The organism is Chitinophaga filiformis (genome assembly GCF_021646545.1).
GTDB lineage: Bacteria > Bacteroidota > Bacteroidia > Chitinophagales > Chitinophagaceae > Chitinophaga > Chitinophaga filiformis_A.
This window is the reverse complement of sequence record NZ_JAKIRP010000011.1, coordinates 88270-115092: the sequence shown is the minus strand read 5'-3', so window position 1 is coordinate 115092 and position 26823 is coordinate 88270. Positions and strand designations below refer to the sequence as shown.

Sequence of the window (26823 nt, the reverse complement as noted above, 5' to 3'; positions counted from 1 at the left end):
TGTTGGTCCGGGGTTTTGTTTTATAATAAGATTCACGCTGAGTGGTTCTGGACGGTTGGGAGCTTTCTGGAAGGATATCTTTGAGCGTTGTTAGGTATTTATGCTAAGAAAGCTTCGGTTATTTACGCTAAGTAGCTTCGGTTTCAGCATGGGATGGCGGTCGGCGCCTCTCTAAAGGGCCATTGAGCGGGGTTATTTATTTCACGCTAAGTAGCTTCGGTTTCAGCATGGGATGGCGGTCGGCGCCTCTCTAAAGGGCCATTGAGCGGGGTTATTTATTTCACGCTAAGTAGCTTCGGTTTCAGTATGAGATGTCAGTCGGCCTCTCTAAAAGGCCATCGAGCGGGGTTATTTATTTCACGCTAAGTAGCTTCGGTTTCAGCATGGGAAGGCGGTCGGCGCCTCTCTGGAATGCTATTGAACATTGTCAAGCGAATTGGATTTGCAATATGGATTGAGCTGCATGGGTCGTGTCACCGGAGAGCCGAAGGCCCGCCATTCCCATCTGAAACCGGTGCTACTTCCGCGGGTCCCATGACTATATATGAGGCTCACTATCAGGGGGGAGAATCTTCACCGACCTGCTTATATCTTCTGCCTCGCCTCACTTCACATCACTTCACGAGCTTAAACGCATGGCTCCAGACAATGTTCACATCAGCTGTTTACTTTTTTCTGCCTCACCCCACGTCACTTGACCTCACTTCACGAGTCTAAACGCACGGCTTCAGACGATGTTTACCTCACCTGCTTACTTTCTTCTACCTCACCACTTTCACTTCACATCACTTCACGAGCTTAAACGCATGGCTCCAGGTGCCGGTCCTGAATCCGTATGCATACCAGAGTATACTTAAGGGCTCTATGTTGCGGCTCATTTCGATCGTGCCCATGTCGACGATGTCCTTCCAGCCCATTTCGTTCAGGAGGGTCGTCACGGCCATTTTTGCTGCGCGCTTATTGCCACAGATGAACATGGTGGGCGTTTCCTTATCGGGTTCCTGTTGGGAACGGAACATGGATTCATGCCCTATGCAACTTAGTGCTTTCACCACATGGGCATCGGGCGGCAGCCATGCCTGCAGCTGTTCACCTGCAGAGTTGGTATGTCCTATAGAGAAGGATAGTCGTCCCTGCTGATCGGGCCCTTTACCATCCAGCGGGTTGGTGACGTCCACTACTACTTTGTTCTTAAAGTTCCAAAGTCCGGCCGCCTCGATGGCTTTCTGCGTTCCTGCCCAGCTGGTACAGATGACCAGCAACTCTCCCTGGGCGGCTGCTTCCCTGAAAGGGGCTGCGGTTACTTTCGGGCCTCCTTTTTTCTTGATCCATTGCTGAAGCGATTCTTTCGCAGGATTGCGGGTACCGAGTATCACGTCATGACCAGCCGTGATCAATCCTTCCGTTAACGTGAGTCCGACAGGGCCACTACCCAGGATGCCAATTTTCATGTTGCAGGAGTTTGTGTGAACAGATGGGGTAACTAATATAAAGAAAAAAGCTGAATGAGACGTCTAATTGCTTCAGTCTGATGCTATTAATATGAGTAGATATAGGATTAATAAGATTAATAGGATTAATAGGATCAATAGGGGCTGTAGGTATCAATACAATACAGGCGGACAGCTGGTAGCGGCCCGCCTGTATTTATTTTTATCGCCTTTTACATCTTACATCAGGTAACTCAGGAACCGCTGCATGCCCTGCCGTTTCGCGGGGGTAAGCGGATAACTGATATTCTGGGTATAATAGGTGGTCAGGTCGTAAATGGGATAGGCATTCTCGGCCACAACAGCAGGGATGTTGTGTATGCCGATACTATTGGCGTTACTGAATTGCTGGATAAATTCAACGGGTAGCGCTTTATTACTGATCCAGGCGGCAAATACAAAGGGCAGGCTGGTAAACCGCATCCAATGTTCCGCGAGGTCATAGATAAAGGGCGATACGCGGCGTTGTGCCAGCGCGCGGTCACCGATCACCAGACCGGCATCTGTACCTTTGATCTTATCCTGATAGTCGCCGGTAGTCTCTATCAGCTCTGCATCGAGTTTCCAGTACTCACGTACCAGTACTTTCAGCAAAGCAACGGAAGTGCGGCTTTGATAGTCGAGGTAAATACGTTTGATCTCATTGAGAGGAACATCACTGAAAAGGCAGACAGAAGCAACAGGACCTTCGGCGCCGATGCAATAATCCGAAATGATATGGTATTCTTTCAGTTTAGGGATGATTGCCACAGGTACGAGGGCTACATCTACTTCTCCATCAATTAGCTGCTGGGCTATCTTGGCAGGGTAATCAACACTCAGTTCCAGCATGTTCATCACCGGGTGTTCCCTGAATCCGTATAATAATGGCCTGGTATTCAAATAACTTACTGCCGCTACTTTTACTTTCCGTTCCAATTTCAGTAATTTTGCCGGCTAAATTAGGTAAAAAGTGATAAACGCTCACTTAATCAAATAACATTATGCAATTACAAGCTTTAACCGCCATTTCTCCGTTGGATGGACGCTACCGTCGGCAACTGGAAGAACTGGCTCCTTACTTTTCAGAGTTTGCACTGATCCGTTACCGTGTGCAGGTGGAGATCGAATACTTCATCGCCCTTTCAGAGCAGAAGCTGTTCACGCTCTCAAAAGCCCAGGTACCGGCATTACGTAAGATCTACCAGGATTTTACCATAGAGAATGCACAGCTGATCAAAGAAACTGAAAAGGTGACCAACCACGATGTGAAAGCTGTAGAGTATTTTGTTAAGAATGAGCTGAAAGCGCTCGGACTGGACGATAAACTGGAGTGGGTGCATTTCGGTCTGACGTCCCAGGATGTTAACAACACCGCCACTCCGCTGTTCTGGAAAGAAGCGGTAGAGCATGTATATATGCCGGCTATCGCCAACCTGATACTGGCCCTGAAAAAGATGGGTAAGTCATGGATGAAGATCCCGATGCTGGCCCGTACCCATGGTCAGCCGGCGTCTCCGACCATCCTCGGAAAGGAGATCCTCGTATTTGTTGAAAGACTGGAAGGCCAGGTAAAACTCCTGGGAGATATTCCTTTCGCAGCTAAATTCGGTGGCGCAACCGGTAACTTCAACGCCCACCACGTGGCATTCCCGAAGATCAACTGGGAGAAGTTCGGCGATAAATTCGTGAACAATACCCTCGGACTGCAACGCATGAAATTCACTACCCAGATTGAACACTATGATAATATCGCTGCTCAATTTGATACCCTGAAACGTATCAATACCATCCTGGTAGATTTCTGTCGCGACGTGTGGACATACATCTCCATGGATTATTTCAAGCAGAAGATCAAAGCCAACGAGGTAGGTTCTTCCGCTATGCCACATAAAGTGAACCCGATCGACTTCGAAAACGCCGAAGGCAACCTCGGACTGGCCAACGCCATCTTCGAGCACCTGAGCGCAAAACTGCCTGTATCCCGCTTGCAACGCGACCTGACCGACTCCACTGTCCTGAGGAACGTTGGCGTACCATTCGGTCATACGTTGCTGGCACTGAAATCTATCCAGAAAGGTTTAGATAAACTGATCCTGAATGAAAACAAGCTGCAGGAAGACCTGGAAAACAACTGGGCAGTTGTAGCAGAAGCCATTCAGACTGTGTTACGCCGGGAAAACTTCCCTAAGCCTTATGAGGCCCTGAAAGACCTCACCCGCGGCGGCGAACAGATCACACAGAAGACCATGCATAAATTTATTGATGGTCTGAAGATCAGTGCTTCACTGAAGAAGGAACTGAAAGCGATCACGCCGCAGAATTATACAGGGGTTTGGAGCTGAGGATGGAAGGCATTACATCCAGCATAGGTGATAGCCTATGGGCATAATATGCGGATGAAATAAGTCATGGTGTCCCCTGGCGACAAACACGGGATAAATTCGGAATGCCAATGGCAAACCGAAAACACGGCGATAAAAGATACAGGGAACCCGAAACTCCGGATTTGCAACCCGGAGCTACAAATACACGGCCGCGCCAGTAGCGGGCCGATAGACGTGGAATGAATAAGCAGCATAGAGAATTGTAGAAAGTAATAGCAATAAAGACGGATTACAAATAATGCCACATAACGTGCACATTATCTGTAATCCGTCTTGTCTTTTTGCGGAGCCAATAAGTATCGTACGACTAATCCTCCCCACAAACCCCTAAAGTAGCGACGGTTTCAGATGGAGACCAGAGGGCCTTATCCCTTGGAGAGTGCCGATACGCTTGACGGGAGTTTAATAAATTTCCAAAAGCCAACCACGATTGATAAAGCTACATAGCACGACTCGCAAAGGGATACAGCCCGTGGTCCCATCTGGAAGCGCAGCTACTTCCCCATCAAAACGCATCTTCGAAATGCACCAGCTCATACTCCCCGTCCGGCTGAAAAGTAATCGCAATCACATCAAACCTTATTGCCGGCGGCAGGCGCGGTAACTTATCCATATACACATTCGCTGCTGCCTGAATATGCCTTCGCTTAGCCGCATCCACATGCTGTTCCGGCCAGCCGAAAAGATCAGTCGCCAGTGTCTTCACCTCGAAAAACACCAGGCAATCCGGCTTCGCTGCTATAATATCAATCTCCCGGCGCTTATGCCGCCAGTTCACTGCTAAGATCTTATATTGTTGCCGGAGAAGGAATTCCTTCGCTATCAGTTCCCCTTTTTTGCCCAAAGCTATATGGGATGCCATTGTTTTGACTATTTTTGTTCCTCCTTATTAGAACAGGAAGACAACAGGTTAACAATTCTAGGAAAATACAAACATATTACGCATGAGCGAGAAGAAATTATTCAGATTGGAAGGTAAGGTTCAAAATTATGCATGGGGTGGATACCATTATATTCCTGCCTTGTTAGGTATTCCTGAAAACGGGAAACCAAGCGCAGAATACTGGATGGGCGCACACCAGAGCGCACCTGCTGTTATCGCTACCGGTACACAGCCTTCCTCACTGGACCAACTGGTAAAAGCCAATCCTGAACATGTGCTGGGACCGAAAGTATGGAAACGCTTCGGCGAATTACCTTACCTGCTCAAGATCCTGGATGTAAAAGACATGTTGTCTATCCAGGTACACCCGACCAAAGCAGAAGCAGAAAAAGGATTTGCAAGGGAAAATGAAGCCGGTATTCCGCTGAATGCTCCTCACCGTAATTATAAAGACGCCAACCACAAACCTGAGATCATGGTGGCCCTCAGTGAATTCTGGTTGCTACATGGATTTCTGCCGGAAGATAAACTGCGAAAGGTATTACAGAACGTAAAAGAATTCGCATCACTGGCTCCCATCTTTGAAAAAGAAGGTTACTACGGACTGTATAAAGCCGTAATGGAAATGCCACAATCCGAAGTGAACGCGATGTTACGTCCGCTGGCGGAAGTTGTTTCAGAAGCTTACAAAGCTGGTCGTCTGGCAAAATCAGACCCTGCATTCTGGGCAGGAAGAGCCATCGTGAACGATCCGCAGGGACTGGAAAACCTGGACAGGGGCATCTTCTCTATTTACTTCTTTAACATTATGGAAGTACATCCCGGACAGGCTGTATTCCAGGATGCGGGAATCCCTCATGCCTACCTGGAAGGCCAGAACGTGGAACTGATGGCCAATTCTGACAACGTATTACGCGGCGGACTGACGCCTAAACATATTGATGTACCTGAACTGCTGAAACATACCCGTTTTGAAGCAGTACATCCAAAGATCCTGGGCGGCGAAAGTGTGAGCGGCGGACTGGAGACTATCTACCACTCTCCTGCACCTGACTTCGTGGTAAGCCGTATCGCTATGCAGAACGATCAGCGTTATGAGCATACCAGCCAGGCAACCGAGATCATGCTGGTAATGGAAGGCGCTGCTGAAATCACAGAAGCTGGCGGAGAAACGATCACGCTGCAGAAAGGTCAGGCGGTGCTTGCTTACTACAACACTTCTTACAGTATTGTGAGCAAGGCAGGCGTTGTGATCTTTAAAGCAAGTGTGCCTGTTGAATCTATTTAAAATCATATCTTTGGTCAAATAATCTACCCATTATTATGAAAAAGGATTCCATCCGGGAAATACTGATCGTTGCCATGCTGATCTTCCTGTCTGCACTGTGCCGCATTTTCACAAACCAGATCGGTCTGTGGAACTTCAATGCCATCGGAGCAGCAGCATTATTTGGCGGTATTGTACTGAAAGATAAACGACTCGCTTATGTCGTTCCCTTAGTATCTTTATTTCTGTCTGACGTTTTCCTCCAATGCTTCACCAGCATACACGCACTGGACCGTAATTACCTGGGACAGCTCCTCTTCGTATATGGTGCATTCCTGCTGATCACTTGGATAGGTACAACGATAAAGAAAGTGAACATGCTTACGTTGCTGTTATCTTCTGTTGGTACAGGCGTACTGTTCTTCCTCATCTCCAATCTGGGTACTTTCCTGACAACTGATCTATATCCAAAGACCGGCGCTGGCCTGTTAGCTTGTTATGCAGCTGGTATTCCTTTTTACCAGTCAGATAATATGTTCAGCAGCTTTGCATTGAATGGCCTGATGGGCAATGTGTTCTTCACCGCCGTGTTGTTTGGTGTATGGACAGCAATTAAGCAGGTAGCGATCACTCCGAAGAGCCAACTGGCATAGTAGCTACAGAATAATATTATAACGGCCGGCTGAGCATGTCCTCAGCCGGCCGTTTGTTTGATACAAATACTCATACACAATACTTATCCATCAAAGAAGGTAGATCAGCTTCTTTAGGAGCTGTTGTGTTTGTAGCGCGGGGTTTCATCCCCGGGAAGGTTCGAGGACGAACGTTTATATTTATGATGAGGAATGATTTAACGTAATACCAGTCCATCAAAGAAGGTAGATCAGCTCCGTTAGGAGCTGTTGTGATCCTCCCCGGGGGTTCAACCCCGGGGAGGATCACAATGATCGTTTATATTTATGACGGAGAACCGGTTTAAGATATATCACCAGCAATAAAAAAGCGGCCAGTCGCCCGGCCGCTTTAATTTCCCAAATTTGATATAAACTGCGCCTTAGTCATCCAACTTGAGTACAGCGAGGAATGCTTCCTGCGGTACTTCCACATTACCAATCTGGCGCATACGCTTTTTACCTTCTTTCTGTTTTTCCAGCAGCTTACGTTTACGGGAGATGTCACCACCATAACATTTCGCGGTTACATCCTTACGCATTGCACTGATGGTTTCACGGGCCAGGATTTTGGCGCCGATAGCTGCCTGGATAGCGATCATGAATTGCTGGCGTGGCAGCAGTTCTTTCAGCTTCTCACACAGCTTACGACCGAAGTCCTGTGCACGGCTGCGGTGGATCAGGGCGCTAAGCGCATCCACCTTATCACCATTCAGGAGGATATCCATCTTCACAATGTCACTGTCACGGCGACCGATCGGTGCATAATCGAAAGATGCATAACCACGGGTCTGGCTCTTGAGTTTATCATAGAAATCGAACACGATCTCTGTCAAAGGCATTTCGAATATTAATTCTACCCTGCTTGGCGTCAGATAGCTCTGGTTGAGCAGGATACCCCTCTTACCGAGACACAAGGTCATAATGTTACCGATATAATCGGGTTTGGTGATGATCTGTGCTTTGATGAATGGTTCCTCGATGCGTTCCAGCTTGCTGGGATCAGGCATTTCGGAGGGGTTATTCACGATGATGGTTTCCTTCCTGGTGGTATGGGCAATAAAGCTTACGTTCGGAACCGTGGTGATCACCGTCTGGTTGAACTCTCTTTCGAGACGCTCCTGGATGATCTCCATGTGCAGCATACCGAGGAATCCGCATCGGAAACCGAAACCAAGGGCCTGGGAAGTTTCCAGTTCGAAGGTCAGGGAGGCGTCGTTCAGCTGGAGTTTCTCCATACAGTCGCGCAGCTCCTCGAAGTCTTCTGTATTTACCGGGAAGATACCGGCGAATACCATTGGTTTCACCTCTTCAAAACCGTTGATCGCTTCCTTACTTGGATTATTGCTCAGGGTGATGGTATCACCAACTTTTACCTCTTTGGCATTTTTGATACCGGTGATGATATATCCCACGTCACCGGTCTTAACGGTTTGAGTAGGCTGCAGGCCAAGCTTGAGGATACCTACTTCATCAGCATAGTATTCCTGGTCGGTATTGAAGAATTTAACTTTATCACCTTTTTTGATAGAACCATTGTATATCCTGTAATAAGCAATGATACCGCGGAAAGAGTTGAATACGCTGTCGAAGATCAGTGCCTGGAGCGGCGCTTCAGGATCTCCCTTAGGACCAGGGATACGTTTTACGATCGCTTCCAGGATCTCCTCGATACCGATACCGGTCTTACCGGAAGCCAGCAGGATTTCGTCTTCTTTACAACCGATGAGCTCAATGATCTGGTCCTTTACTTCAGGGATCATCGCTCCCTCCATGTCGATCTTGTTGATCACGGGGATGATTTCCAGGTCATTTTCCAGGGCCAGGTAAAGGTTGGAAATGGTTTGAGCCTGAATACCCTGGGCAGCATCTACCAGCAGCAACGCACCTTCACAGGCAGCCAGTGCACGGGATACTTCATAGGAGAAGTCCACGTGACCGGGAGTATCGATCAGGTTAAATACATATTGCTGTCCTTCATGAATATAATTCATCTGGATAGCGTGACTTTTGATAGTGATCCCTTTCTCTCTTTCGAGGTCCATGTCGTCCAGCACCTGGGCCTGCATGTCCCTGTCGGAAATGGTTTTGGTATGTTCTAACAGCCTGTCAGCCAATGTACTTTTACCGTGGTCGATGTGTGCAATGATGCAAAAATTCCTGATATTCTTCATATATGCTTTTAAAACCAGGCGTTTAACGCCCCGCGTCAAGCCGCAAAGGTATTTAAATTTTGCTATTCCCGGATAGGGGACCCCGTCGTATTTGGTACTATTTTGTCTACATTTAATGTTAAAACAATCCCATGGAGCTACAACAACAGTTCGAAGCTGCCGCTGCAGCCAGCAAAACCCTGCCTCAAAAACCTGATAATGAAACACTTCTGCAACTTTACTCCCTCTACAAACAAGGTACAGAAGGCGATGTGAACACGGATCCTCCATCCAATCTTTTTGATTTTGTGGCCAAAGCAAAATACGAGGCCTGGCAGAAGCTCAAAGGCAAGTCAAAAGAAGACGCTCAGCAGGAATATATTGCGCTGGTTACGAAGCTGAAAGGGTAAGGCCAATAAGAACCGCGTCGCCGGAGTAAGCCGCCCGGGTACCCGCCTGAGGGAATGAAAGGTGATGGGTGCCCGTGATTGCCGCTTCACACGTAATAACACCCATAAACGGCGTTAAAAAGAGCGTTAAAAGGATGATATTGTGGTCTTTCCGGCTTGTTTTCCGCTCCCGATTCTTATACATGAGCTGTATTGTGTACCTTTGAAGGGTTATGTTACACGCATCTAAGATTACCGAAAGAACACAGCATTTCCTTGACCTGGAGGAACAATATGGCGCCCATAACTACCATCCACTGCCGGTAGTGTTGAGCCGGGGCGAAGGAGTATTCCTCTGGGATGTAGATGGAAAGCGTTATTACGATTTCCTCTCAGGTTATTCCGCTGTGAACCAGGGCCATTGTCACCCCACCATCATCCGTGCCCTTATTGAACAGGCGCAGAAACTGACGCTGACTTCCCGTGCATTCCACAGTGATCTGCTCGGTGAATATGCAGCGTTCATTACTGACTTCTTCGGCTACGACAAGGTATTACCCATGAATACCGGTGTTGAAGCTGTCGAGACAGCGCTGAAACTGTGCCGTCGCTGGGGGTATGCAGTAAAAGGCATCCCTGAGAACCAGGCAAAGATCATCGTCTGCGCCAACAACTTCCACGGACGTACCCTGAACGTTATTTCCTTTAGTACAGATCCTTCTTCCCGGACTGACTTCGGCCCCTTCATGCCGGGTTATGAGGTCATTCCCTATAATAACCTGCCAGCCCTGGAAAAGGCGCTGCAGGACAAGAACGTTGCCGGCTTCCTGGTAGAACCTATCCAGGGAGAAGCCGGTGTGATGGTACCCGACGACGGCTACCTGTCGAAAGCCCGTCAGTATTGTGAAGACGCCGACGTGCTCTTCATCGCTGACGAGATCCAGACCGGTCTCGCCAGAACAGGTAAAATGCTCTGCTGCGATCATGAGAATGTGCGTCCCGACATCCTGATACTAGGTAAGGCCCTTTCCGGAGGAACATTACCGGTAGCAGCTGTCCTGGCTGACGATGAGATCATGCTCACCATTAAACCGGGTGAACATGGCAGCACCTATGGTGGCAATCCGCTGGCCTGTAAAGTGGCTATTGCGGCGCTTACGGTCCTGAAGGAAGAGAATATGGTGGAAAATGCCGCTGCTATGGGAGAACTCCTGCGACAGGAACTCAAGGCCCTTCAATCACCTCATATCAGCACTGTCCGCGGTAAAGGACTGCTGAACGCGATCGTCATTCAGCACACGCATCCGGAAGCCGCCTGGGACCTCTGCCTGGCACTCAAAGAAAACGGGTTACTGGCAAAACCAACTCATGGCGACAAGATCCGGTTTGCACCTCCCCTGCTGATCACAGCTGCCCAGATCAGGGAAGCCGTGCAGATCATTGCCAAAAGCCTCGAAACATTATAGCAGAAACACGATTAGCCGCGCATGTCCAAACAACAGAAAGCCATCCGCAGCAGCGGTTGGAAAACAGATTTCCTGATAGGATTTCCGGAGGGATTATTACTCTTATTTTTTTCCACCTTCCTCTTGCATGGCTTGCCCGTGAGCGTACAGCAATTCTACACCCTGAATACCTGTATCTGGCTGGGAGGAAGTATACTGGTAATGATCAGCGCCTATCAGGCTAATCGCGGAGACCTGCAACACGATGAAAGCACCTTATCACCGGAAGAAAGAGAGAAACTGGAACGCCTCAACATCAGTGAGCCCATTATAGAGAACATTGCCGCAGAAATGCAAAAAGACGCCACGCAATGGGAAGAAACCCTGGCATCACAACAGGTACAGGAGAAGCATTTTAACATGGCAGCCGCCATCCGCAGCGGACTACTGACAGGATTCTTCTTCCTCCTCGGCGGTATCCTCCCCTTTCTGCCCTATCTACGCAATGAACATTTTACCCCGGCAGCTAATACAAGTGTGCTGTATGTGTTCATCGCCATCACCGTATTCAGCTTCATCAAATCAAGAATGACGAGCCAGTCAACTATTCCCATCATCCTAAGGAATCTTGCGTATGGAGGCGCGGTGTGGCTGGGAGCGTATATTATTTTGTTGGTGTTTCGATAAAAGTCCCGGATTTATATTATTACCGGGGGGTGATCGGCGTTATGTTATTGGTTATCGGATTTCCGGCAATTGTTAGGGGCGTATATCATTTTACCCGGGGTTGAAAACCCCGCGCTACAAACATTACAACCCCTAGCGGGGTTGATTGATGTTATGTTAGGGGGGCGGATTCTCAGGAATTGTACACAAGAGCGGCTATGGACACAGCATCCGACGCGGTCGACTTGAATTAAGGCCGCCTACCCCTCATAAACACTCCTAATGTAGCGGAGGGTTTCAGGTGGAGACCTAAGGGCCTTATCCCTTGTAGCGTGCTGATACGCTTGACGGGAGTTTAATAACTATCCCAAAGCCAACCACGATTGACAAAGCCAGATAGCAAGACGCGGAAAGGGATACAGCCCGTGGTCCCACCTGAAACCGCAGCAACATCCCCTCAACACCACCAAACAACAAAACGTAAACAACAAAACTCCGTGCTAAAAATTACTATAAGCTATAACCGCTGTCGGGAAGCAACCATATTAGACAAAAAAGCCCCGCGAAACTCGCGAGGCTTCATTTCCCAAAAAAATAATATCATTCTACCGGCGCCTTGTCCTTATCCTTATCCCCATTACTCAAAATCACACACACAAACGCCGCTATCGCAGCTATCACCGACAAATACAGCCCGATCTCACGCTCAGGACATTCCCCCATCTCACACCTCGAAAACAGCACAAAATTCCTGAACGCCCACGCCGCCAAAAACGCCGAAACAAAAAGATTCACGCGTGCCGACCATTTCCCCGGCACCAGGAACAATATCCCGGCGATCACCGCAACGAAGATGTTCAGCTTTCCCGGTTCACCGAAACTGGAACCGGCAGTATTCATACCGGTAAAGGCTAAATGTTTGCTTTCAATGGTCAGCCAGGGCAAAAATGCACTGACGATCACGATAGCAACTGAAATTAATCCGAAGATAGTTGGTTTGTTCATAATGATTATCTCGCTCCCGGAGGACAATGTTCTTTCAAATAGTTAGTATACAAAGTGGACAGGTGCTTGAAGGTGCCCGCACCTTCACTGATGCTGTGTGTACGGTTAGGGTAAGACATAAACTGGAATTGCTTGCCGTTACGGATCAGTTCATTCTGCAATAACTCAGCATTCTGATAATGTACGTTGTCGTCGCCGGTACCATGAATGTACAGCAGATTGCCCACTAAGCCCTTTGCATAGGTCACAGGCGAGCCTTTGATATAGTCTTCGCGGGTCTCCTGCGGCAGGCCCATATAGCGCTCCTGATAGATGTTGTCATATGTAAAGAGACTGCCTACAGCAGCAATCGCAATACCGGTTTTGTAGATCTGCGGATAGCGGAACAGCAGGTTCAGTGTCATGCCACCGCCGCCACTCCAGCCCCATACTGCTACACGGGAAGTATCGAGATAACGGTGACGTTTAAACAATTCCTGTGCAGCCCCAGCCTGATCACGTACGTTCACCTGACCTACATTACGGTAGATGCTCTTACGCCACTGACGGCCTTTTGGCAGGGGCGTACCGCGGTTGTCCATGGAGATGTAAATGTAACCGTCAGCAGCCATATCGCCGTTATAGAGCCTGTTACGGCCTGCACCATATTCATCTTTCGCAGTAGCAGCCGCAGGTTCCCCATACACATAAAATACAACGGGATATTTCTTCGTAGAGTCAAAGTTCAGGGGACGAGCCATCCAGCCATCCATGGTAACGCCTTCAGGCGTCGTTACACGGAAGAATTCCTGGCGCGGAGCAAACCTTGAAGTCTGTAGGTCCATCGCAATAGTGCTTTTCAGATCATCTTTATGCGTCGGCAAAAATGCCAGCTCACTATGAGGCTGATAATAGCGATTGGAGAAGCTATGTACCGCCCACTGTGCATCCGGAGAGATCTCATAATCATGTGAACCTTCTTCCAGTAAAGGTGTGACCCTTTCGGGAGTCCCTTTACCATCCAGTGATATTTTGTAAAGATATTGCTGGGTAGGATTGTCAGGAGAGGCCAGTATATATGCCAGGTTATTCTTCTCATCGATCCTCAGCAGGTTGATGATGTCATAATCACCAGGCGTGATCAGCTTTTCTTTACCATTCATATCCACGCTGTACAGATGTCTCCAGCCGTCTTTTTCACTCACCCAGATGAAAGACTTACCACCATTGGTCCAGTCCCATCCCGTCATTTCACTATTCCAGCGGGAACGGATATCTATCCAGGCGGAATCACTCTCTTTGTAGATCTGTTTTGTTTTACCCGTAGCCGGATCAGCAACGTACAACACACTTTCATTCTGTTTTCTGTTCAGCTGTTGTAATATCACGCCGGTATGCGCAGGATTCCATTCCATACGGGTGATGTAGTGTTGTTGCGGATCGCCGGGTACCTGTAACCAGGTGGTTTTAGCAGTGGCGATGTCCACTACACCTACACGGCAGGAAGAAGGGCTCTCCCCTGCTTTCGGGTATTCTACAGGAACAGTAAAGGAATAAAGTGAATCGGTATTATCGATCATGAGGAAGTCCCTGATCTTGCGGGCGTCAATCTGCCAGTAGGCAATCGAGCGGCTATCAGGGCTCCAGCGGAAGCCATCGCGGCAATCAAACTCCTCTTCATATGCCCAGTCAAAGGTACCGTTGATCAGCCGGCGGTTACCGTCTTTCGTGAGCGCTTTGATCTTACCGGTGAGGATATCTTCCACGTATAAGTTATGTTCACTGACATAAGCTACCTGTTTTCCATCGGGGGAAATTTTCGCAAACATGAGGGATGAGGCGGGTAATCCTTTACCCAGTTGTTGCAATTTTCCACTGGGCACATCCACTAACCAGTAGTCGCCCCTGGTTTTATAGCGCCAGACTTTCTGCGATTTTGTATAGATCAGCCATTTATTTTCATCAGGCGTATAGGAGAAATCTTCCACCTGTATAGCAGGCTGTCCCTGGGGTGTGAGCAGGCTGCCGGGGATCTTTACGCTTTGCCGGCCATCCTTTGCATTGTAGCTGGTAATACTGGCGCCATTCGCCTCATAAATAGACTGTCCGTCCTTGCCCCATTTGGTTTGCCTCCAGGGCTGGGCGCTGGCATTTGCTGCCAGCAGGCAGACTAAAAAAGTAAGTGCCCTGCTGCCGGGACAACTGAAATAACGTAAACGCATTATGTCTGGAAATTTGAAACGGCAAGATAAATCATTGGGGCCAAATGACCTTTTCCGCTTGTGGAAAACTTATTGTGGAAAAGTTTTATACAAGTGAGATACAACAAGTTATTAGTTAAATTTATATATTTATACCGTTAAATTGCGCATGAAAATTGCTGAGATCATACAGTGAATGATTGTCGAATATATATAGTCTAATTTAACCAATATATTAATTTCATAATATCCTCTGAAAAACATCTTTATCATGATCCAGGTAACATATACCTACAAAAACCGTGAGTTCCTCCAACTGGAAGACAATTTTATGAACCAATTGGCTCAGCTGGGAGTTCGTCAGATGCATGCATTATTGGAACCTTTATCAGATTCCCTGGTGAATGAAACGGGTAAGATCCGTATCAATCTTGATCAGCATCCGAAAATAGAGCTGGAAGGCTTCAGCAATCCTGTAAAAGACCAGATAGAAATGGTATTACGCGGCGAGTAGATCAACGTACTTCCACATCGGCCAGTTTATAAAAGGTGGCATGACGGAGGGGCTGCATCGGACGATGTTTAAATTCGCTCCACACTTTAGTAAATGCAGCGCCGTAATAGAAGATGATAGCACTATAGAAAATAAAGAGCATCAACAGCACTGCGGAGGCAGAAGCCCCATAAAGGATCCCAATATTGCCTCCATACAGCAGCCGGCGTAATAGCAATTTCCCTATACTGAATAAAACTCCCGTGAGCAAAGCTCCCGAGAATGCAACTTTCCACGTAGGCCGTGCATCAGGCAGATATCTGAACAACACCGCAAACCAGGAAGTTACTATCAGTAACGACACTATTTGGGTGAATACCCCGCTGAAAACAAATGCAGCGCGGGGAAATATATCATTGACATAACTGCCCAGGAAGGCCTGCACACTTTCTGCCATCAGACTGGTCAGGAAAAGGAGGCCTGCAGCCCCTATCACGATCAGGGAACGCAGACGGTCCAATAATGATTGCAGAAAGCTTGTCTTCTCCGTCATCCGGATCATCCACAGCTGATTCAGTGAGCCCTTGATCACCTTTAACAAGGTGGTTATTACGAACAGCAGGAAAATAAACAGTATAATGGCTACAGGCCCGGTCTGCGCCAGGCCGCGGAATCCTCTCAGGGTAACAAGCACCTGCTCCGCACTGTCATCTCCTACAAGTTCTCCCAGCCGCATGATCAGCTGCCTGCCGATGGACCTTCGATTGAACAGTAGTCCCAATACCTGCACAAGGATCAGTAAAATAGGAGGAAGCGCGAAACTGGCAAAAAATGCAGTCGCCCCGGCCAGGCGTAAGGGATCATTTTTCTGTAATACCTGGAAGGCTACGCGTAGCGTATCAATAAGACTTTTGATGTACTCTCTGGACATTATTGCGAAAATATGGTCCGCCCTTTAAACTATAAAAACCATGCCTCTTTTAAGGGCGTCCCGCCCGGATTAACGGCTAAGAACGAAAAAGTGTTGCGTTACCTGCACCCTGTCAGGAATGGTTGTATGGTCGAATATCAGTGTGTTGAATTGGAAAGTACTGTCAGTAACATGCGAGACCTCACACAAAGTGGAGTCCAGGCGGAAATATGCCTGCGACAAAGCCTCGTACGACATGGAGTCCAGATGGCCATCCAGGTACAGCAAAGCGTCTCCCTTGCCCCTGTCTATCTGGAAATCCAGGTAGTTGACTGTCCCCGGATAGTCGTTGACATCATAACGGGTATAGGCGGTGTCCCCATTCTCTAATGTATACTCTTTCTCAACAATCTGATGGATGTACCACTTTCCATCATAGTCGGGTTGGCGGACTGTCGTGTCTTCTTTCTTACAGGCAGCCAGTGTCAGCAAGGCTGGAACCAGTAGTCTTTTCATGGAATGATTGATTGTCAGGCGCTAATTTACTATAAAACGGCCGTACTCATAAAAAGTTACATTTCCCGGTCGCCTGACTTGTCCTTTTTACCCCCTAAACCGATCTTTACCTTGCCATCTTCCCCATCTTTCGCATGCAGATGCAACACAATTCCCCTCCGGCGCCTGTTCCTTTTCTCTTCCTTATCAACAATGTCTTCATCCTTTTTCGGGTTGCGGAGTGGCACGGAAATGTACATATCCGTACCCTTTGTCATGGCGTATACGCCCGATACATCCATATACAATGCGCTTGAATTGATCTGCATCGGAGGAACGATGATCTTATTCCCCTGCAGGGTCAGTGTATTCTTCAGGTTCTCAAAGGTGATATGACCCAGGTTGCGTCCGCGGAATATCAGATCGCCAATATCCTCCAGCGGTGCAAAATGAATCAGGGCGCCATTCCGCAGATTAAATGCAAGTGTGCCGTACATGGATTGAGGCGCCATCTTACCGTTATCTTTTATGTTACCACTCACGGCTGCCGTGGCGGAAAAGATGCCCTTCAGATTTTTTGCTCCCAGCGACTGCATACCGAAATTGTTAAATGCATGGAAGAGCTGATCCACCTGTACGTTCTTAATGTCTGCATTCACCTTAAAACGGTTATTAACGCCATCCTGTGTCATGGTGCCATTCATATTGATATTGCCGCCGGCATGGGCCAGCGACATCTTCTGCAGATGAATATCCGACTCCTTCAATGTAAGCGCTGCCCTTACCTGCTGCGCCGCAAAATTGCCATAATTCAGCTTATCGAGTAATATCTCCATGTTGATGTTACAGCTGTTCAGCATCACGTCCAGCTGACTGGCAATCCGGCTCATATTCCGGCGACTGGCAGCCGCCCGGGCACGTTTTCCCTGCTTCCGCTTTCCAAGGAAAGACCGGAATTCATCGAGGTCGATAGCCGTACTGCGTATCCTCCAATCCAGCGCCAGCTTCTCCGGCGCAGAAAAGTAGAGTCGCGTAATATTCTTTATGCTGCCTTCCATTTGCAGATTGCTTTTCCTGCTGCGGATAGTGATATCCTGCAGTAAAAGATCCTGCCCGTTAAAAACCAGTAAGGCATTGCAGCCGCTGAACTGCAGATTGCGCGGGGTGTACTCCATCACACCCTCTTTTAATGCTACCGTGCCTTTCAGATACGGCACAATCGTATCTCCTGCTGTAATTCCTCCCTTATAATACAAAGCAGCTACCGCCGTCCCGCCGGTAAACCGGAATACGGTGTCTTCCCCCTGTGCCTCGTTCAGGTTCGTCAGCGGGAAGTCTGACCGGAAATAGCCCATCAGGGTGGGATGTTTCAGATTTGTGATCCGGATGGTATCAGCAGATACGGGGATGCTGTAAAGCTTCGCTTTCAGGCCATAAATGCTGATCACGGAGTTTTCATCCACTCTCGGTTCACCCGCCATCCATTCGTTGGAAAAACTGCCTGCAAAACTGCACTGCTGCAATTCCATGCCTTTGGTGGTGACGACATTGTTGGCCGTTTTCCATGTCACATACACCGAGGGTTTGTCTCCCGCCTGCATATACCCACTCAGCCCGGCTTCTACATCCAGTGGCTGGGCGATGTGGATGCTATCCAGTTTGGAAGATATTTTGGGTGTCAGCAGGGAAGCGGCCAGGCGCAGCGGGATCTGGTCTGCCACAATATGCAGGGTAAAGGGCCGTGGCTGTTCCCCGAAAGAAAAAGAGGCGCCCACCGAAATGGTCTGGCCGGCTATGCGCATTGCCTGTTGCGGAATTTCCAGTGTTTTCCTGACCCGGTTATATTGGATCTCCAGCGCAGTCTGCAGGGGTTTGTCTTTCAGATAACTGCCTTTTTCGGTGTTAAATGCCAGGCTAAGTACCCTGAGGGAAGTGTTCATATTACAAACCCAGCCAGAGTCATTATTACGCAGATTACCTTTCAGACTGGCTACATCGAAACTGAACAATTTATGTTTCCCATGGTTCTCTATAATAAAATGAATGTCAGACAATTGCAGGCGGGTAATATCGGCAGCCGTTCCTCTCCCCTTTTCCTCACTCTTTACACTGGTATTCCGCTTCAGGATGCTGGTATTACTATATCCGGTGCTGTCCGTGAAGAGGTAGATACTGCCTTTCTCCAGGGAGATCTGCCGGATGTCCAATTGTTTTCTGAGTAATGAGAATGTATTTACTTTTACAAAAATACGTGCTACATCCAGCAGCTGATGCTGATGTGTGTTCCACAGACTATCCTTTATACTCACCCCTTCCAGGGCTACGGAAACGTTTGGGAAACTGCGTACCAGTGATGGTTCCATGTCCTTTATCACCAGTGTTCCACCATTGAGCCTGTCATTCAGCCTGTCGCTGATCTGTTGCAGGATATCAGCCTTATTATGACGGATGTATAAAGCAAGTCCCAGCCATAGCAGTACAAGTATACTGAGGAGGCTACCAGAAACAATCAGGGTTATACGAAGCGACTTCCGCATGAGGGGTATTTACATGAATATTAAGAGGTTTTAGTTTTAATTAACACAAAATGTGCCGTAGTTGATCTTGTTGGAATGGCTTTTGTGTTTTAATGAATCACATATGGAAAGACATAGCTATCAGACAGGCATCATTGGCAATTGTGCTTACCTCGCACATGTCAATCTGAATACTAATATAGACTGGCTTTGCTGGCCACGGATGGACAGTTCCTTTATCTTCGGCAGTATGCTGGATGCAGGTAAGGGAGGTGAATTCTCCATTCTTCCTCCGGGAGAATACACATCAAAGCAGTACTATCTTGAGAATACTAATATTTTATGTACCGAAATCACCAGTGAAAGCGGCAGATACCGTATTACGGATTTCGCGCCCCGTTTTTACCAGTATGAACGGTACTTCAAACCACTAATGCTGATCCGCAAAGTGGAGCCGCTGGAGGGTAATCCCCGCATCCGGGTGAAATGCCGGCCGGTCTGCGATTACGGCAGCGGTTTTCTCAAAGCCCAGCGGGGCAGCAATCACATTGAATTCCTGGGATGCGAGGAGAGCCTGCGGCTCACCACCAATATACCCATGAGCTATCTCTTCGAAGGGGAACATTTTGTGCTCAATGAAGATAAATACCTGCTGCTTAGTTACGGTAATCCCCTGGAGGCGCCGCTGAACAGTACTGCGGAACGTTTCCTCAGGGAAACCACCGTTTATTGGCGCACATGGATCAAACATTCCAATATCGCCAACTTCTATCAGCCGGCCGTTATCCGTTCTGCGCTGACCCTGAAGATCCACCAGTACGAAGATACCGGCGCCATCATCGCCGCCAGTACCACCAGCCTGCCTGAGTATCCCGGCAGTGGTCGAAACTGGGACTACCGTTATTGCTGGCTGAGAGATACCTTTTATGTGATCACCGCACTGAACCATATTGGCCATTTCGAGGAAATGGAAAAGTATTTCAGCTATGTGGCCGATATCTCTTTTTCGGGCGATTACCGCTATCAGCCTTTATATGGCATTACCGGCAAAAAGAACCTGGTTGAACAGATCATGCCGCACCTGGACGGATACCTCGGCAATCAGCCTGTGCGTATCGGTAATCAGGCGTATGAACATATTCAGAACGACATCTACGGACAGGTACTTATTTCCATGTTGCCGTTATATACCGACCACCGCTTTATATTTTCCGAACGGAAAGACTCTACCTGGTGGATAGAATACCTGCTGGGTAAAATTGAACATACCATCGATGAAAAGGATGCAGGTATATGGGAGTTCCGCAACTTTGCCAATATTCATTGTTACAGTAATCTCTTCCAGTGGGCAGGCTGCTCTGCCGCAGAAAAAATGGCCCGCACTATTGGCAATGAACAGCTGGCCGAAAAAGCTGTGGCGCTGAAGAATCGGGCGGCCGCCCACATAGAAAGCTGTTATGATCCGGTAAGGAAGGTTTACACCAATGCCGCCGGTAGCCAGCATCTGGATGCCAGTACCCTGCAGCTCATTATGATGAATTATCTCGATCCTGCGTCTCAAAAGGCCAAAGATCATCTGGCAGCGCTGGAAAGGGAATTAAAAACGCCGCAGGGACTATTCTACCGTTATCTGCATTCCGACGATTTTGGCAAACCGAAAACCACCTTCCTGGTCTGCGCCTTCTGGTATGTAGAAGCGCTTGCCTGCGTGGGGCGCCTGGACGATGCCATCCGTGAATTCCAGAACCTGTTACAATACTCCAATCACCTCATGCTGTTCAGTGAAGACGTAGACGAGGAGAATGGCAGCCAATGGGGGAATTTCCCGCAGGCATACAGTCATGTGGGATTGATGAACGCAGCGTACAGAATAGCCATGAAACTGGACGTTCCGATATTTCTATTGGGTAGAAACGGGCAACACCTGGAACAAAAGATACCGAGCGCCAAAGTAAGTGAGCATTCTTAAACGCATTGTAAAACATGTCCGTCTCCTTTCAGACGCAGCATAAAAAAGAGCCCGTATCTTAATTTTGATACGGGCTCTTTTTGTTCGGATACCTGACGGAGACCGGCGTGCTTTTAAGCTATTCTCAGGAGGCTCAGTTATATCTGGCACGTCCTCATTTTGTTGATAGAGATAACAATAACTTCCGCTACAACACAAGCGCTCTTAAAAACGCCCTCACTTCCTGGTGGCTCCGCAGATAATATCTAGCGGCAGATACCTGGCTTCCCACCTTAATTGTCACAGCTTCTGCAGGTAAGGTCTTAAAGATGTCTTCATCGGTATAGTCATCTCCTATTGCCAGCATAAAATCAAACTCACGGTCCTGCAACCATGACAATGCCGCTTTCCCTTTGTTGATCTCAACGTTCTTGATCTCAATGACCTTGTCGCCCGGCAGGATCTGCAAGCCGATATCATTGGTAAAATAACGCAGGGTATTCATTAGTTCATTAGAACGCAGTTCGCCCAAACCCGGTTCCACCTTGCGGTAATGCCACACAAGTGAATAGCTCTTTTCCTCTATAAACGAACCAGGCGTACGGTCCATAAAAGTATCGAGAATAGGCAGCAGATCCTGCTTCCACTGCGCTGTAAGTCCGGGAAGCATCAGCCAGTCCTCACCATATTTTTTAGTCCAGGCGCCATGTTCTGCGATGAGATCCAGCGGAAGATGTCCCAGCCATTCTTCCAGCGTTTCATGCTTACGGCCGCTGATCATCACTACATGATTAGCCGGATCATTTGAAAGCGTTTTAAGCAGGTGATAAAGGTCCTGGTCAGGAGATGCCAGATCAATGTTCGACTGGAACCCTACTAATGTGCCGTCGTAATCGAGGAAGATAGCGCGTTTTTTGGATTGCTTATATGCATTCCTGACGGTCGACTGCATATCGAGGCTCATACGGCGGGCCAGCATGGACTGTTGAAACTGTTTAACCTCCTGCAGGCGCGCCATAAACAACTTCACCCAGTGTGCGATATTAAACTTCGTCACCACCTGCCGCATTTGTTTCATACGGCGTTGCTGTTCTTTTTCTGGCATATTCAGTGCCTCATGCAAAGCTCTTGCAATGGCGCCGATGTTATTCGGGTTAACGATCAGTGCATCTATCAACTCTTTTGATGCACCGGCCATTTCACTCAATATCAGTACCCCGTTATTATTTTTGCGGCTCGCCACATATTCCTTGCTCACGAGGTTCATGCCATCACGCATAGGTGTGACCAGTCCTACATCAGCGAAGTTATATAAGGCCGCCAGCGTCTCCACCGGAAATGAACGGTAAAAATAATTGATCGGATGCCAGTTGATAGTACGGAAACGGGCATTAATACCGCCTGCCAGCATATCAATCGCCTCTTTCAGTTCTTTGTACTGCGGAACAGTGTCCCGTGAAGGAACGACGATCATATAGAGTATTACCTTTTCCACATATTCAGGATATAATTGCAGGAACAATTCGAAAGCCTGCAGGCGTTGGATAATACCTTTACTATAATCCAGTCTGTCAATAGACAGCACCATATGTGTATGCTGAAAACTTTCCTTCAGACTTTCCATCTGCCGCAATACCTCCGGATCATTGGAGAGCTGTTCGAATTTCTGATTATCGATCCCCATGGGAAAAGTTTCAGCAATCACCGCGCGGTCATTGACCATCACAACGTTGGCAGACGCATTCACCGGCAGCAGCCGGGTAACGGCGTTGAGGAAATGGTGGCTGTCGTCGAAAGTGTGGAAGCCCAGCAAGTCAGCACCCAGCATACCTTCCAATAGTTCGCAGCGCCATGGTATAAGACGGAAAAGCTCAAAAGAAGGGAAAGGAATATGCTGAAAATAACCGATAGCAACATCAGGCGCTTCAGATCGGATCATACCCGGCAATAATAGCAGTTGGTAATCGTGTATCCATATCACATCTCCCGGTTCCGCCACCTGCAAAACCACATCTCTGAATTTACTGTTCACCTGATAATAAAAATCCCAGTACACCTGTTCGTAACGGGCGTAAACGGACATATAGTGGAAAACAGGCCACAGTATCTCATTTGAGAATCCCTCATAGTAGTTATTAATTTCTTCCTGTGTCAGGTACACAGGCATCAGGTTCAGCGCCTGCAACTGTTCCCTGATCTGTGGTTGTGCCTCCTCACTCACATCAACGCCCGGCCATCCTATCCAGATATTATAGCCTTGCCTGTAAATGGATCCCAAGCCTGTAGCCAGACCGCCTTCACTCGGATTCAACACATATTCTCCATCTTTTTCAGTGATCTTTACCGGTAGCCTGTTAGATACAATAATGGTTTTACTCATAATACAGTTATTAAGTCAAAAAATCTATGCTAATATCAATTCCGCTCGTGTAGTACGGAGAGCCTTTAACAAAAAACGCACCTGAATAGATACGGAAATAAGCGCTGCCTGCTTTTTTTATAGGATACAATGGACGCTGGCGCTGATGGCAATAGCGCCCAAGATACGGAAATTTATGGTATCTGTTTTGGAACAAACTCGTACATTGAGAAATAAATTCAGAAATAGATGCAGCAATGCATGCAGAAATAAATTCAGAAATAAGTTAAGAAAAGAATTGAAAACAGGTTCGGTAATAAATAATAGTCGCATTATCCATGCACTAAAAAACCTTTGACAACAGTTATAATAACAGTGTTCGACCGGCCCACCAGAGGGCATATATGTTTGTAGCGTGTAACCATGACTATGGGAACGCTATGAACAAGAACAATCGAATCTTAACGAATAAAAAAATCAGCGTACATGGAAAAAAGACAATTGGGCAGATCAGCATTACAGGTTGCACCTTTGGTGTTTGGCGGAAATGTATTTGGCTGGACAGCAGATGAAGCGACCTCATTTTCATTACTGGATGCATTTGTGAGTGCTGGATTCAACATGATAGACACCGCAGATTCCTATTCTCATTGGGCCCCTGGCAACAGTGGCGGTGAATCAGAAACGGTCATCGGCAAATGGTTAAAGAAAAGCGGGAAACGCGATCAGGTGATCATCGCAACAAAAGTAGGCGGAGGTAAAGTAAGAGATCTCTCACCAGCCTACATCCAAAAGAGCGTAGAAGAATCTCTCCGCCGCCTGCAGACAGATTATATAGACCTGTATCAATCACATTACGATGATCCAAAAATAGCTGTAGACGATACACTTGCCACTTTCGACAAGCTGGTAAAAGCCGGTAAAGTAAGAGTGATCGGTGCCTCCAACTTTAGCCCGGAGCGACTGTTACAATCATTGGAATGCAGCGAAACGAATGGCTATCCCAGGTATGAATCTTTACAACCATTATACAATCTGTACGACCGCCAGAAGTTCGAAAGAGAGTACCTTCCCATCACACAACAATATCAACTGGGTGTGATCAGCTACTATTCTTTAGCCAGTGGTTTCCTCAGCGGAAAATACAGAACGAAAGAAGACGCCGCACAAAGTGCAAGAGGAGAAAAAGCAACCAGCTACCTTGACGAACGTGGTCAAAGCATTCTCGAAACACTCGACGAAGTAGCAGCAGACTTCAAAACAACGCCCGCCAGTGTCGCTATCGCATGGCTGGTGCAACGTCCCGATATCACTGCCCCCATCGTGAGTGCCACCAGTACAAAACAACTGGAAGAACTCATAAAAGCCACCCAACTAGGCCTCGACGCAGGCGCAATAGAAAAGTTGAATATAGCGAGTGACTACGTAGATGAGTGATTCATTGAACGCACATCGGAGGAAGGGCGGAGAAACGTTTACCGATAAATTACAAATACATTATAGGATGTCTGAAGTGTAATCCATTGCAGTGATTATGCGATGGATTACATGCGGCATTATACGCAGGCATCCATTTACATCAACACACGGTTGGAGAGCTGATTGATTTGAGTGATTATATATGAGGTTATAAGCGAGTATTCATATACTCAAACACACGGTCGGCAGAGCTGATTGATTCGAGTGATTGTATATGAGGTTATAAGCGAGTATACATATACTCAAACACACGGTCGGCAGAGCTAATTGATTCGAGTGATTATCCATGGGGCATGAACATGTATCCGGTATTGACATGCGGTTGACGAAAGCTGGTTCATTCGAGTATTGTGTATCGGGATTAGGAAAGCATCCAAGCATATAAGCATATAAGCATACGACAGGTCTTTAATGTCTGGTAGTTGAATTGATCGGTGTAAGGTGACGAACATATTCAGGAAAGCACACATAATTATTGTTAATGCGTGATCAGTATTCAATCACTTCTCCTGATACAAGCGAAGTGTAAAGCAAGCTTGATAAAATTACCAGAAATACGCCACCGTTAGTAGGACGGTAAATTTCTGACCTCAGACTACCTATCGGGGGCCGCAGAGACGCGGTTTCAGATAGAGACTGCGGGCCTTAGCCCTTGGAGAGTGTTGATACGCTTGACGGGAGTTAAATAGCACTACAAAAGCCCTACGCTTGACAAAGTTTAATAGCAAGACTCGAAAAGGGGTACAGCCCGCGGTCCTATCTGAAACCAAGTGACAAAGGCAATCACAATAATCGCGTCCGCCTACATTCGCACAATAACCAAACGCGATCGCATTAACCGCGTCCGCCTACATTCGCACAATAACCAAAGGCAATCGCAATAACCGCATCCGCCTAAATTCGCATACTAACCAAAGGCAATCGCAATAACCGCATCCGCCTAAATTCGCATACTAACCAAAGGCAATCGCAATAACCGCATCCGCCTAAATTCGCACAATAACCAAAGGCAATCGCAATAACCGCATCCGCCTAAATTCGCACACTAACCAAAGGCGATCGCATTAACCGCGTCCGCACAATAACCAAACGCAATCACATCCGCGCAAATCAAAAATACAAACAACAAACCGCACAAATAAAGGCCGCATCACTCAATCCTGATCACCGTTTTCCCCTTCCCCTTCAACTTGCGACTCTTCTCAATCGCCTCCGGCACCTCCTCCATTCCAATCACCACCCCGACCGGCACGCTCAACGCCCCACTATCCACCGCATCCGCCAATGTATCTAACGACGCCGGCGTACCCTGTGTCTCAAAATTCCCCCCTGTAATCCCCCTCGCCTTCAGGGCCTCTTTATCCGCCACGAACGCCGTTGTCAACGCCGCACCACCTGTTTTCACCAAGGACGTCATGGTCTTGAACACCGCCGCCGGACTAACGAGATCTATCAGGCCTTCCACACCCGACGGATATTTAGCTTTGATCTCTTTTTCTACAGATATCTTCTTGTAATTGATCGTCTCTTTCGCCCCCAGTTTCTTCATCCTTTCCGCACCTTCCTCATCGCTGACAGTAGCAATAACATAGATGCCCTGCATATTGGCCAGTTGTACGATGAAAGAGCCTACTCCGCCGGTAGCGCCGATAAGCAACAGCGTCTGTTCATGTTTAAGCCCCAGGCGTTCCAGCAGCTGAAGGGCCGTCATTCCGGCAGTCGGCATGGCCGCAGCTTCGATGAGTGATATGGAAGAAGGCGCATGAGAGATGGCTGCCTTCTCAGGAACGACAACATACTCTGCATAAGAGCCTTCACCGATAGGTGAATGTATAAATTGCCCGTAGATCTTATCTCCCTGCTTGAAATGGGTAACACCTTCTCCTACAGCCTCAACGGTACCTGCCCCGTCAACACCCAGCACCATCGGGAAATTATGTGGCATCTTCCCATCGAGGATACCGTCAATTAATTTCCAATCAAAAGGGTTTATACCTGCAGCGGCTACACGTACCAGGAGCGTTCCTGGTTTTACCTGCGGTTTAGGTAATTCCATTACCTGTGGAATGGCCTTAAACTGGGGAACGGCTACAGCCTTCATAAGTTTC

The 26823-nt window shown here is 47.8% G+C and carries 20 protein-coding genes; 9 read left to right on the top strand and 11 right to left on the bottom strand.

Features of this window, described 5'->3' with window-relative positions:
* Positions 1 to 785: 785 nt before the first annotated feature.
* The gene (locus L3C95_RS23495) at positions 786 to 1451 is read right to left on the bottom strand and encodes an NADPH-dependent F420 reductase (protein ID WP_236391276.1); all 666 of its coding nucleotides are present in this window, start codon (positions 1449 to 1451) and stop codon (positions 786 to 788) included.
* A 219-nt stretch (positions 1452 to 1670) separates the two neighbouring features.
* On the bottom strand, positions 1671 to 2408 hold the full coding sequence (locus tag L3C95_RS23490; RefSeq protein WP_236391264.1) for a menaquinone biosynthetic enzyme MqnA/MqnD family protein: 738 nt from the start codon (positions 2406 to 2408) through the stop codon (positions 1671 to 1673).
* Between the two features lie 65 nt (positions 2409 to 2473).
* Between L3C95_RS23490 and purB the strand changes: the two genes are divergently transcribed.
* Positions 2474 to 3814, top strand: coding sequence for an adenylosuccinate lyase (gene purB, locus L3C95_RS23485; RefSeq protein WP_236391262.1), 1341 nt, complete (start codon positions 2474 to 2476; stop codon positions 3812 to 3814).
* 547 nt (positions 3815 to 4361) lie between these two features.
* Here the strand turns inward: purB and L3C95_RS23480 are convergent.
* Complete coding sequence (locus L3C95_RS23480; RefSeq protein ID WP_236391260.1) at positions 4362 to 4718, bottom strand: YraN family protein; 357 nt, start codon at positions 4716 to 4718, stop codon at positions 4362 to 4364.
* A gap of 82 nt (positions 4719 to 4800) precedes the next feature.
* On the opposite strand from L3C95_RS23480, the gene manA reads away from it, so the two are divergent.
* Both manA and L3C95_RS23470 read left to right on the top strand, forming a co-directional pair.
* Entirely contained in the window at positions 4801 to 6027 is a 1227-nt protein-coding gene (manA, locus tag L3C95_RS23475) for a mannose-6-phosphate isomerase, class I (RefSeq protein WP_236391258.1), read from the top strand.
* A gap of 35 nt (positions 6028 to 6062) precedes the next feature.
* Complete coding sequence (locus L3C95_RS23470; protein ID WP_236391256.1) at positions 6063 to 6659, top strand: DUF6580 family putative transport protein; 597 nt, start codon at positions 6063 to 6065, stop codon at positions 6657 to 6659.
* 401 nt (positions 6660 to 7060) lie between these two features.
* On the opposite strand, the gene lepA is transcribed toward L3C95_RS23470, so the two are convergent.
* Positions 7061 to 8851, bottom strand: a complete 1791-nt coding sequence (gene lepA / locus L3C95_RS23465) for a translation elongation factor 4 (protein ID WP_236391254.1) — start codon at positions 8849 to 8851, stop codon at positions 7061 to 7063.
* Positions 8852 to 8982: 131 nt separating this feature from the next.
* On the opposite strand from lepA, the gene L3C95_RS23460 reads away from it, so the two are divergent.
* The 3 genes from L3C95_RS23460 to L3C95_RS23450 all read left to right on the top strand — a co-directional run bounded on the left by L3C95_RS23460 (position 8983) and on the right by L3C95_RS23450 (position 11351).
* Complete coding sequence (locus L3C95_RS23460) at positions 8983 to 9240, top strand: acyl-CoA-binding protein (protein WP_236391252.1); 258 nt, start codon at positions 8983 to 8985, stop codon at positions 9238 to 9240.
* Between the two features lie 212 nt (positions 9241 to 9452).
* Positions 9453 to 10685: an ornithine--oxo-acid transaminase gene (gene rocD / locus L3C95_RS23455; protein WP_236391250.1), complete on the top strand. Its 1233-nt coding sequence runs from the start codon at positions 9453 to 9455 to the stop codon at positions 10683 to 10685.
* A gap of 21 nt (positions 10686 to 10706) precedes the next feature.
* Positions 10707 to 11351, top strand: a complete 645-nt coding sequence (locus tag L3C95_RS23450) for a VIT1/CCC1 transporter family protein (RefSeq protein ID WP_236391248.1) — start codon at positions 10707 to 10709, stop codon at positions 11349 to 11351.
* A 579-nt stretch (positions 11352 to 11930) separates the two neighbouring features.
* Here the strand turns inward: L3C95_RS23450 and L3C95_RS23445 are convergent.
* On the bottom strand, positions 11931 to 12335 hold the full coding sequence (locus tag L3C95_RS23445) for a hypothetical protein (protein WP_236391246.1): 405 nt from the start codon (positions 12333 to 12335) through the stop codon (positions 11931 to 11933).
* A 5-nt stretch (positions 12336 to 12340) separates the two neighbouring features.
* Entirely contained in the window at positions 12341 to 14536 is a 2196-nt protein-coding gene (locus tag L3C95_RS23440) for a S9 family peptidase (protein ID WP_236391244.1), read from the bottom strand.
* A 250-nt stretch (positions 14537 to 14786) separates the two neighbouring features.
* Here L3C95_RS23440 and L3C95_RS23435 point away from each other — a divergent pair, with 250 nt between their 5' ends.
* A complete protein-coding gene (locus L3C95_RS23435; protein ID WP_089838637.1) occupies positions 14787 to 15029 on the top strand; it encodes a hypothetical protein in 243 nt (80 codons plus the stop codon).
* Position 15030: 1 nt separating this feature from the next.
* Here the strand turns inward: L3C95_RS23435 and L3C95_RS23430 are convergent, their stop codons facing one another.
* The 3 genes from L3C95_RS23430 to L3C95_RS23420 all read right to left on the bottom strand — a co-directional run bounded on the left by L3C95_RS23430 (position 15031) and on the right by L3C95_RS23420 (position 18950).
* Entirely contained in the window at positions 15031 to 15939 is a 909-nt protein-coding gene (locus tag L3C95_RS23430; RefSeq protein WP_236391242.1) for a YihY/virulence factor BrkB family protein, read from the bottom strand.
* Positions 15940 to 16008: 69 nt separating this feature from the next.
* Positions 16009 to 16434, bottom strand: a complete 426-nt coding sequence (locus L3C95_RS23425; protein ID WP_236391240.1) for a hypothetical protein — start codon at positions 16432 to 16434, stop codon at positions 16009 to 16011.
* Positions 16435 to 16490: 56 nt separating this feature from the next.
* Positions 16491 to 18950: an AsmA family protein gene (locus L3C95_RS23420; RefSeq protein WP_236391238.1), complete on the bottom strand. Its 2460-nt coding sequence runs from the start codon at positions 18948 to 18950 to the stop codon at positions 16491 to 16493.
* Between the two features lie 61 nt (positions 18951 to 19011).
* On the opposite strand from L3C95_RS23420, the gene L3C95_RS23415 reads away from it, so the two are divergent.
* Positions 19012 to 20898 (top strand): glycoside hydrolase family 15 protein, encoded by a 1887-nt coding sequence (locus L3C95_RS23415; RefSeq protein ID WP_317207709.1) that lies wholly within the window; start codon positions 19012 to 19014, stop codon positions 20896 to 20898.
* Between the two features lie 187 nt (positions 20899 to 21085).
* Here the strand turns inward: L3C95_RS23415 and L3C95_RS23410 are convergent, their stop codons facing one another.
* Positions 21086 to 23257 (bottom strand): bifunctional alpha,alpha-trehalose-phosphate synthase (UDP-forming)/trehalose-phosphatase, encoded by a 2172-nt coding sequence (locus L3C95_RS23410; RefSeq protein ID WP_236391234.1) that lies wholly within the window; start codon positions 23255 to 23257, stop codon positions 21086 to 21088.
* A 465-nt stretch (positions 23258 to 23722) separates the two neighbouring features.
* Between L3C95_RS23410 and L3C95_RS23405 the strand changes: the two genes are divergently transcribed.
* Positions 23723 to 24673, top strand: a complete 951-nt coding sequence (locus tag L3C95_RS23405; RefSeq protein ID WP_236391232.1) for an aldo/keto reductase — start codon at positions 23723 to 23725, stop codon at positions 24671 to 24673.
* A 1192-nt stretch (positions 24674 to 25865) separates the two neighbouring features.
* Here L3C95_RS23405 and L3C95_RS23400 read toward each other — a convergent pair.
* A complete protein-coding gene (locus L3C95_RS23400) occupies positions 25866 to 26816 on the bottom strand; it encodes an NADP-dependent oxidoreductase (RefSeq protein WP_236391230.1) in 951 nt (316 codons plus the stop codon).
* Positions 26817 to 26823: the final 7 nt, after the last annotated feature.

Excerpts from the sequence above, each read along its gene's own strand:
- L3C95_RS23495 (WP_236391276.1), bottom strand. The coding sequence starts at position 1,451 with ATGAAAATTGGCATCCTGGGTAGTGGCCCTGTCGGACTCACGTTAACG.
- purB (WP_236391262.1), top strand. The coding sequence starts at position 2,474 with ATGCAATTACAAGCTTTAACCGCCATTTCTCCGTTGGATGGACGCTAC.
- L3C95_RS23480 (WP_236391260.1), bottom strand. The coding sequence starts at position 4,718 with ATGGCATCCCATATAGCTTTGGGCAAAAAAGGGGAACTGATAGCGAAG.
- manA (WP_236391258.1), top strand. The coding sequence starts at position 4,801 with ATGAGCGAGAAGAAATTATTCAGATTGGAAGGTAAGGTTCAAAATTAT.
- L3C95_RS23470 (WP_236391256.1), top strand. The coding sequence starts at position 6,063 with ATGAAAAAGGATTCCATCCGGGAAATACTGATCGTTGCCATGCTGATC.
- lepA (WP_236391254.1), bottom strand. The coding sequence starts at position 8,851 with ATGAAGAATATCAGGAATTTTTGCATCATTGCACACATCGACCACGGT.
- L3C95_RS23460 (WP_236391252.1), top strand. The coding sequence starts at position 8,983 with ATGGAGCTACAACAACAGTTCGAAGCTGCCGCTGCAGCCAGCAAAACC.
- rocD (WP_236391250.1), top strand. The coding sequence starts at position 9,453 with ATGTTACACGCATCTAAGATTACCGAAAGAACACAGCATTTCCTTGAC.
- L3C95_RS23450 (WP_236391248.1), top strand. The coding sequence starts at position 10,707 with ATGTCCAAACAACAGAAAGCCATCCGCAGCAGCGGTTGGAAAACAGAT.
- L3C95_RS23445 (WP_236391246.1), bottom strand. The coding sequence starts at position 12,335 with ATGAACAAACCAACTATCTTCGGATTAATTTCAGTTGCTATCGTGATC.
- L3C95_RS23440 (WP_236391244.1), bottom strand. The coding sequence starts at position 14,536 with ATGCGTTTACGTTATTTCAGTTGTCCCGGCAGCAGGGCACTTACTTTT.
- L3C95_RS23435 (WP_089838637.1), top strand. The coding sequence starts at position 14,787 with ATGATCCAGGTAACATATACCTACAAAAACCGTGAGTTCCTCCAACTG.
- L3C95_RS23430 (WP_236391242.1), bottom strand. The coding sequence starts at position 15,939 with ATGTCCAGAGAGTACATCAAAAGTCTTATTGATACGCTACGCGTAGCC.
- L3C95_RS23425 (WP_236391240.1), bottom strand. The coding sequence starts at position 16,434 with ATGAAAAGACTACTGGTTCCAGCCTTGCTGACACTGGCTGCCTGTAAG.
- L3C95_RS23420 (WP_236391238.1), bottom strand. The coding sequence starts at position 18,950 with ATGCGGAAGTCGCTTCGTATAACCCTGATTGTTTCTGGTAGCCTCCTC.
- L3C95_RS23410 (WP_236391234.1), bottom strand. The coding sequence starts at position 23,257 with ATGAGTAAAACCATTATTGTATCTAACAGGCTACCGGTAAAGATCACT.
- L3C95_RS23405 (WP_236391232.1), top strand. The coding sequence starts at position 23,723 with ATGGAAAAAAGACAATTGGGCAGATCAGCATTACAGGTTGCACCTTTG.
- L3C95_RS23400 (WP_236391230.1), bottom strand. The coding sequence starts at position 26,816 with ATGAAGGCTGTAGCCGTTCCCCAGTTTAAGGCCATTCCACAGGTAATG.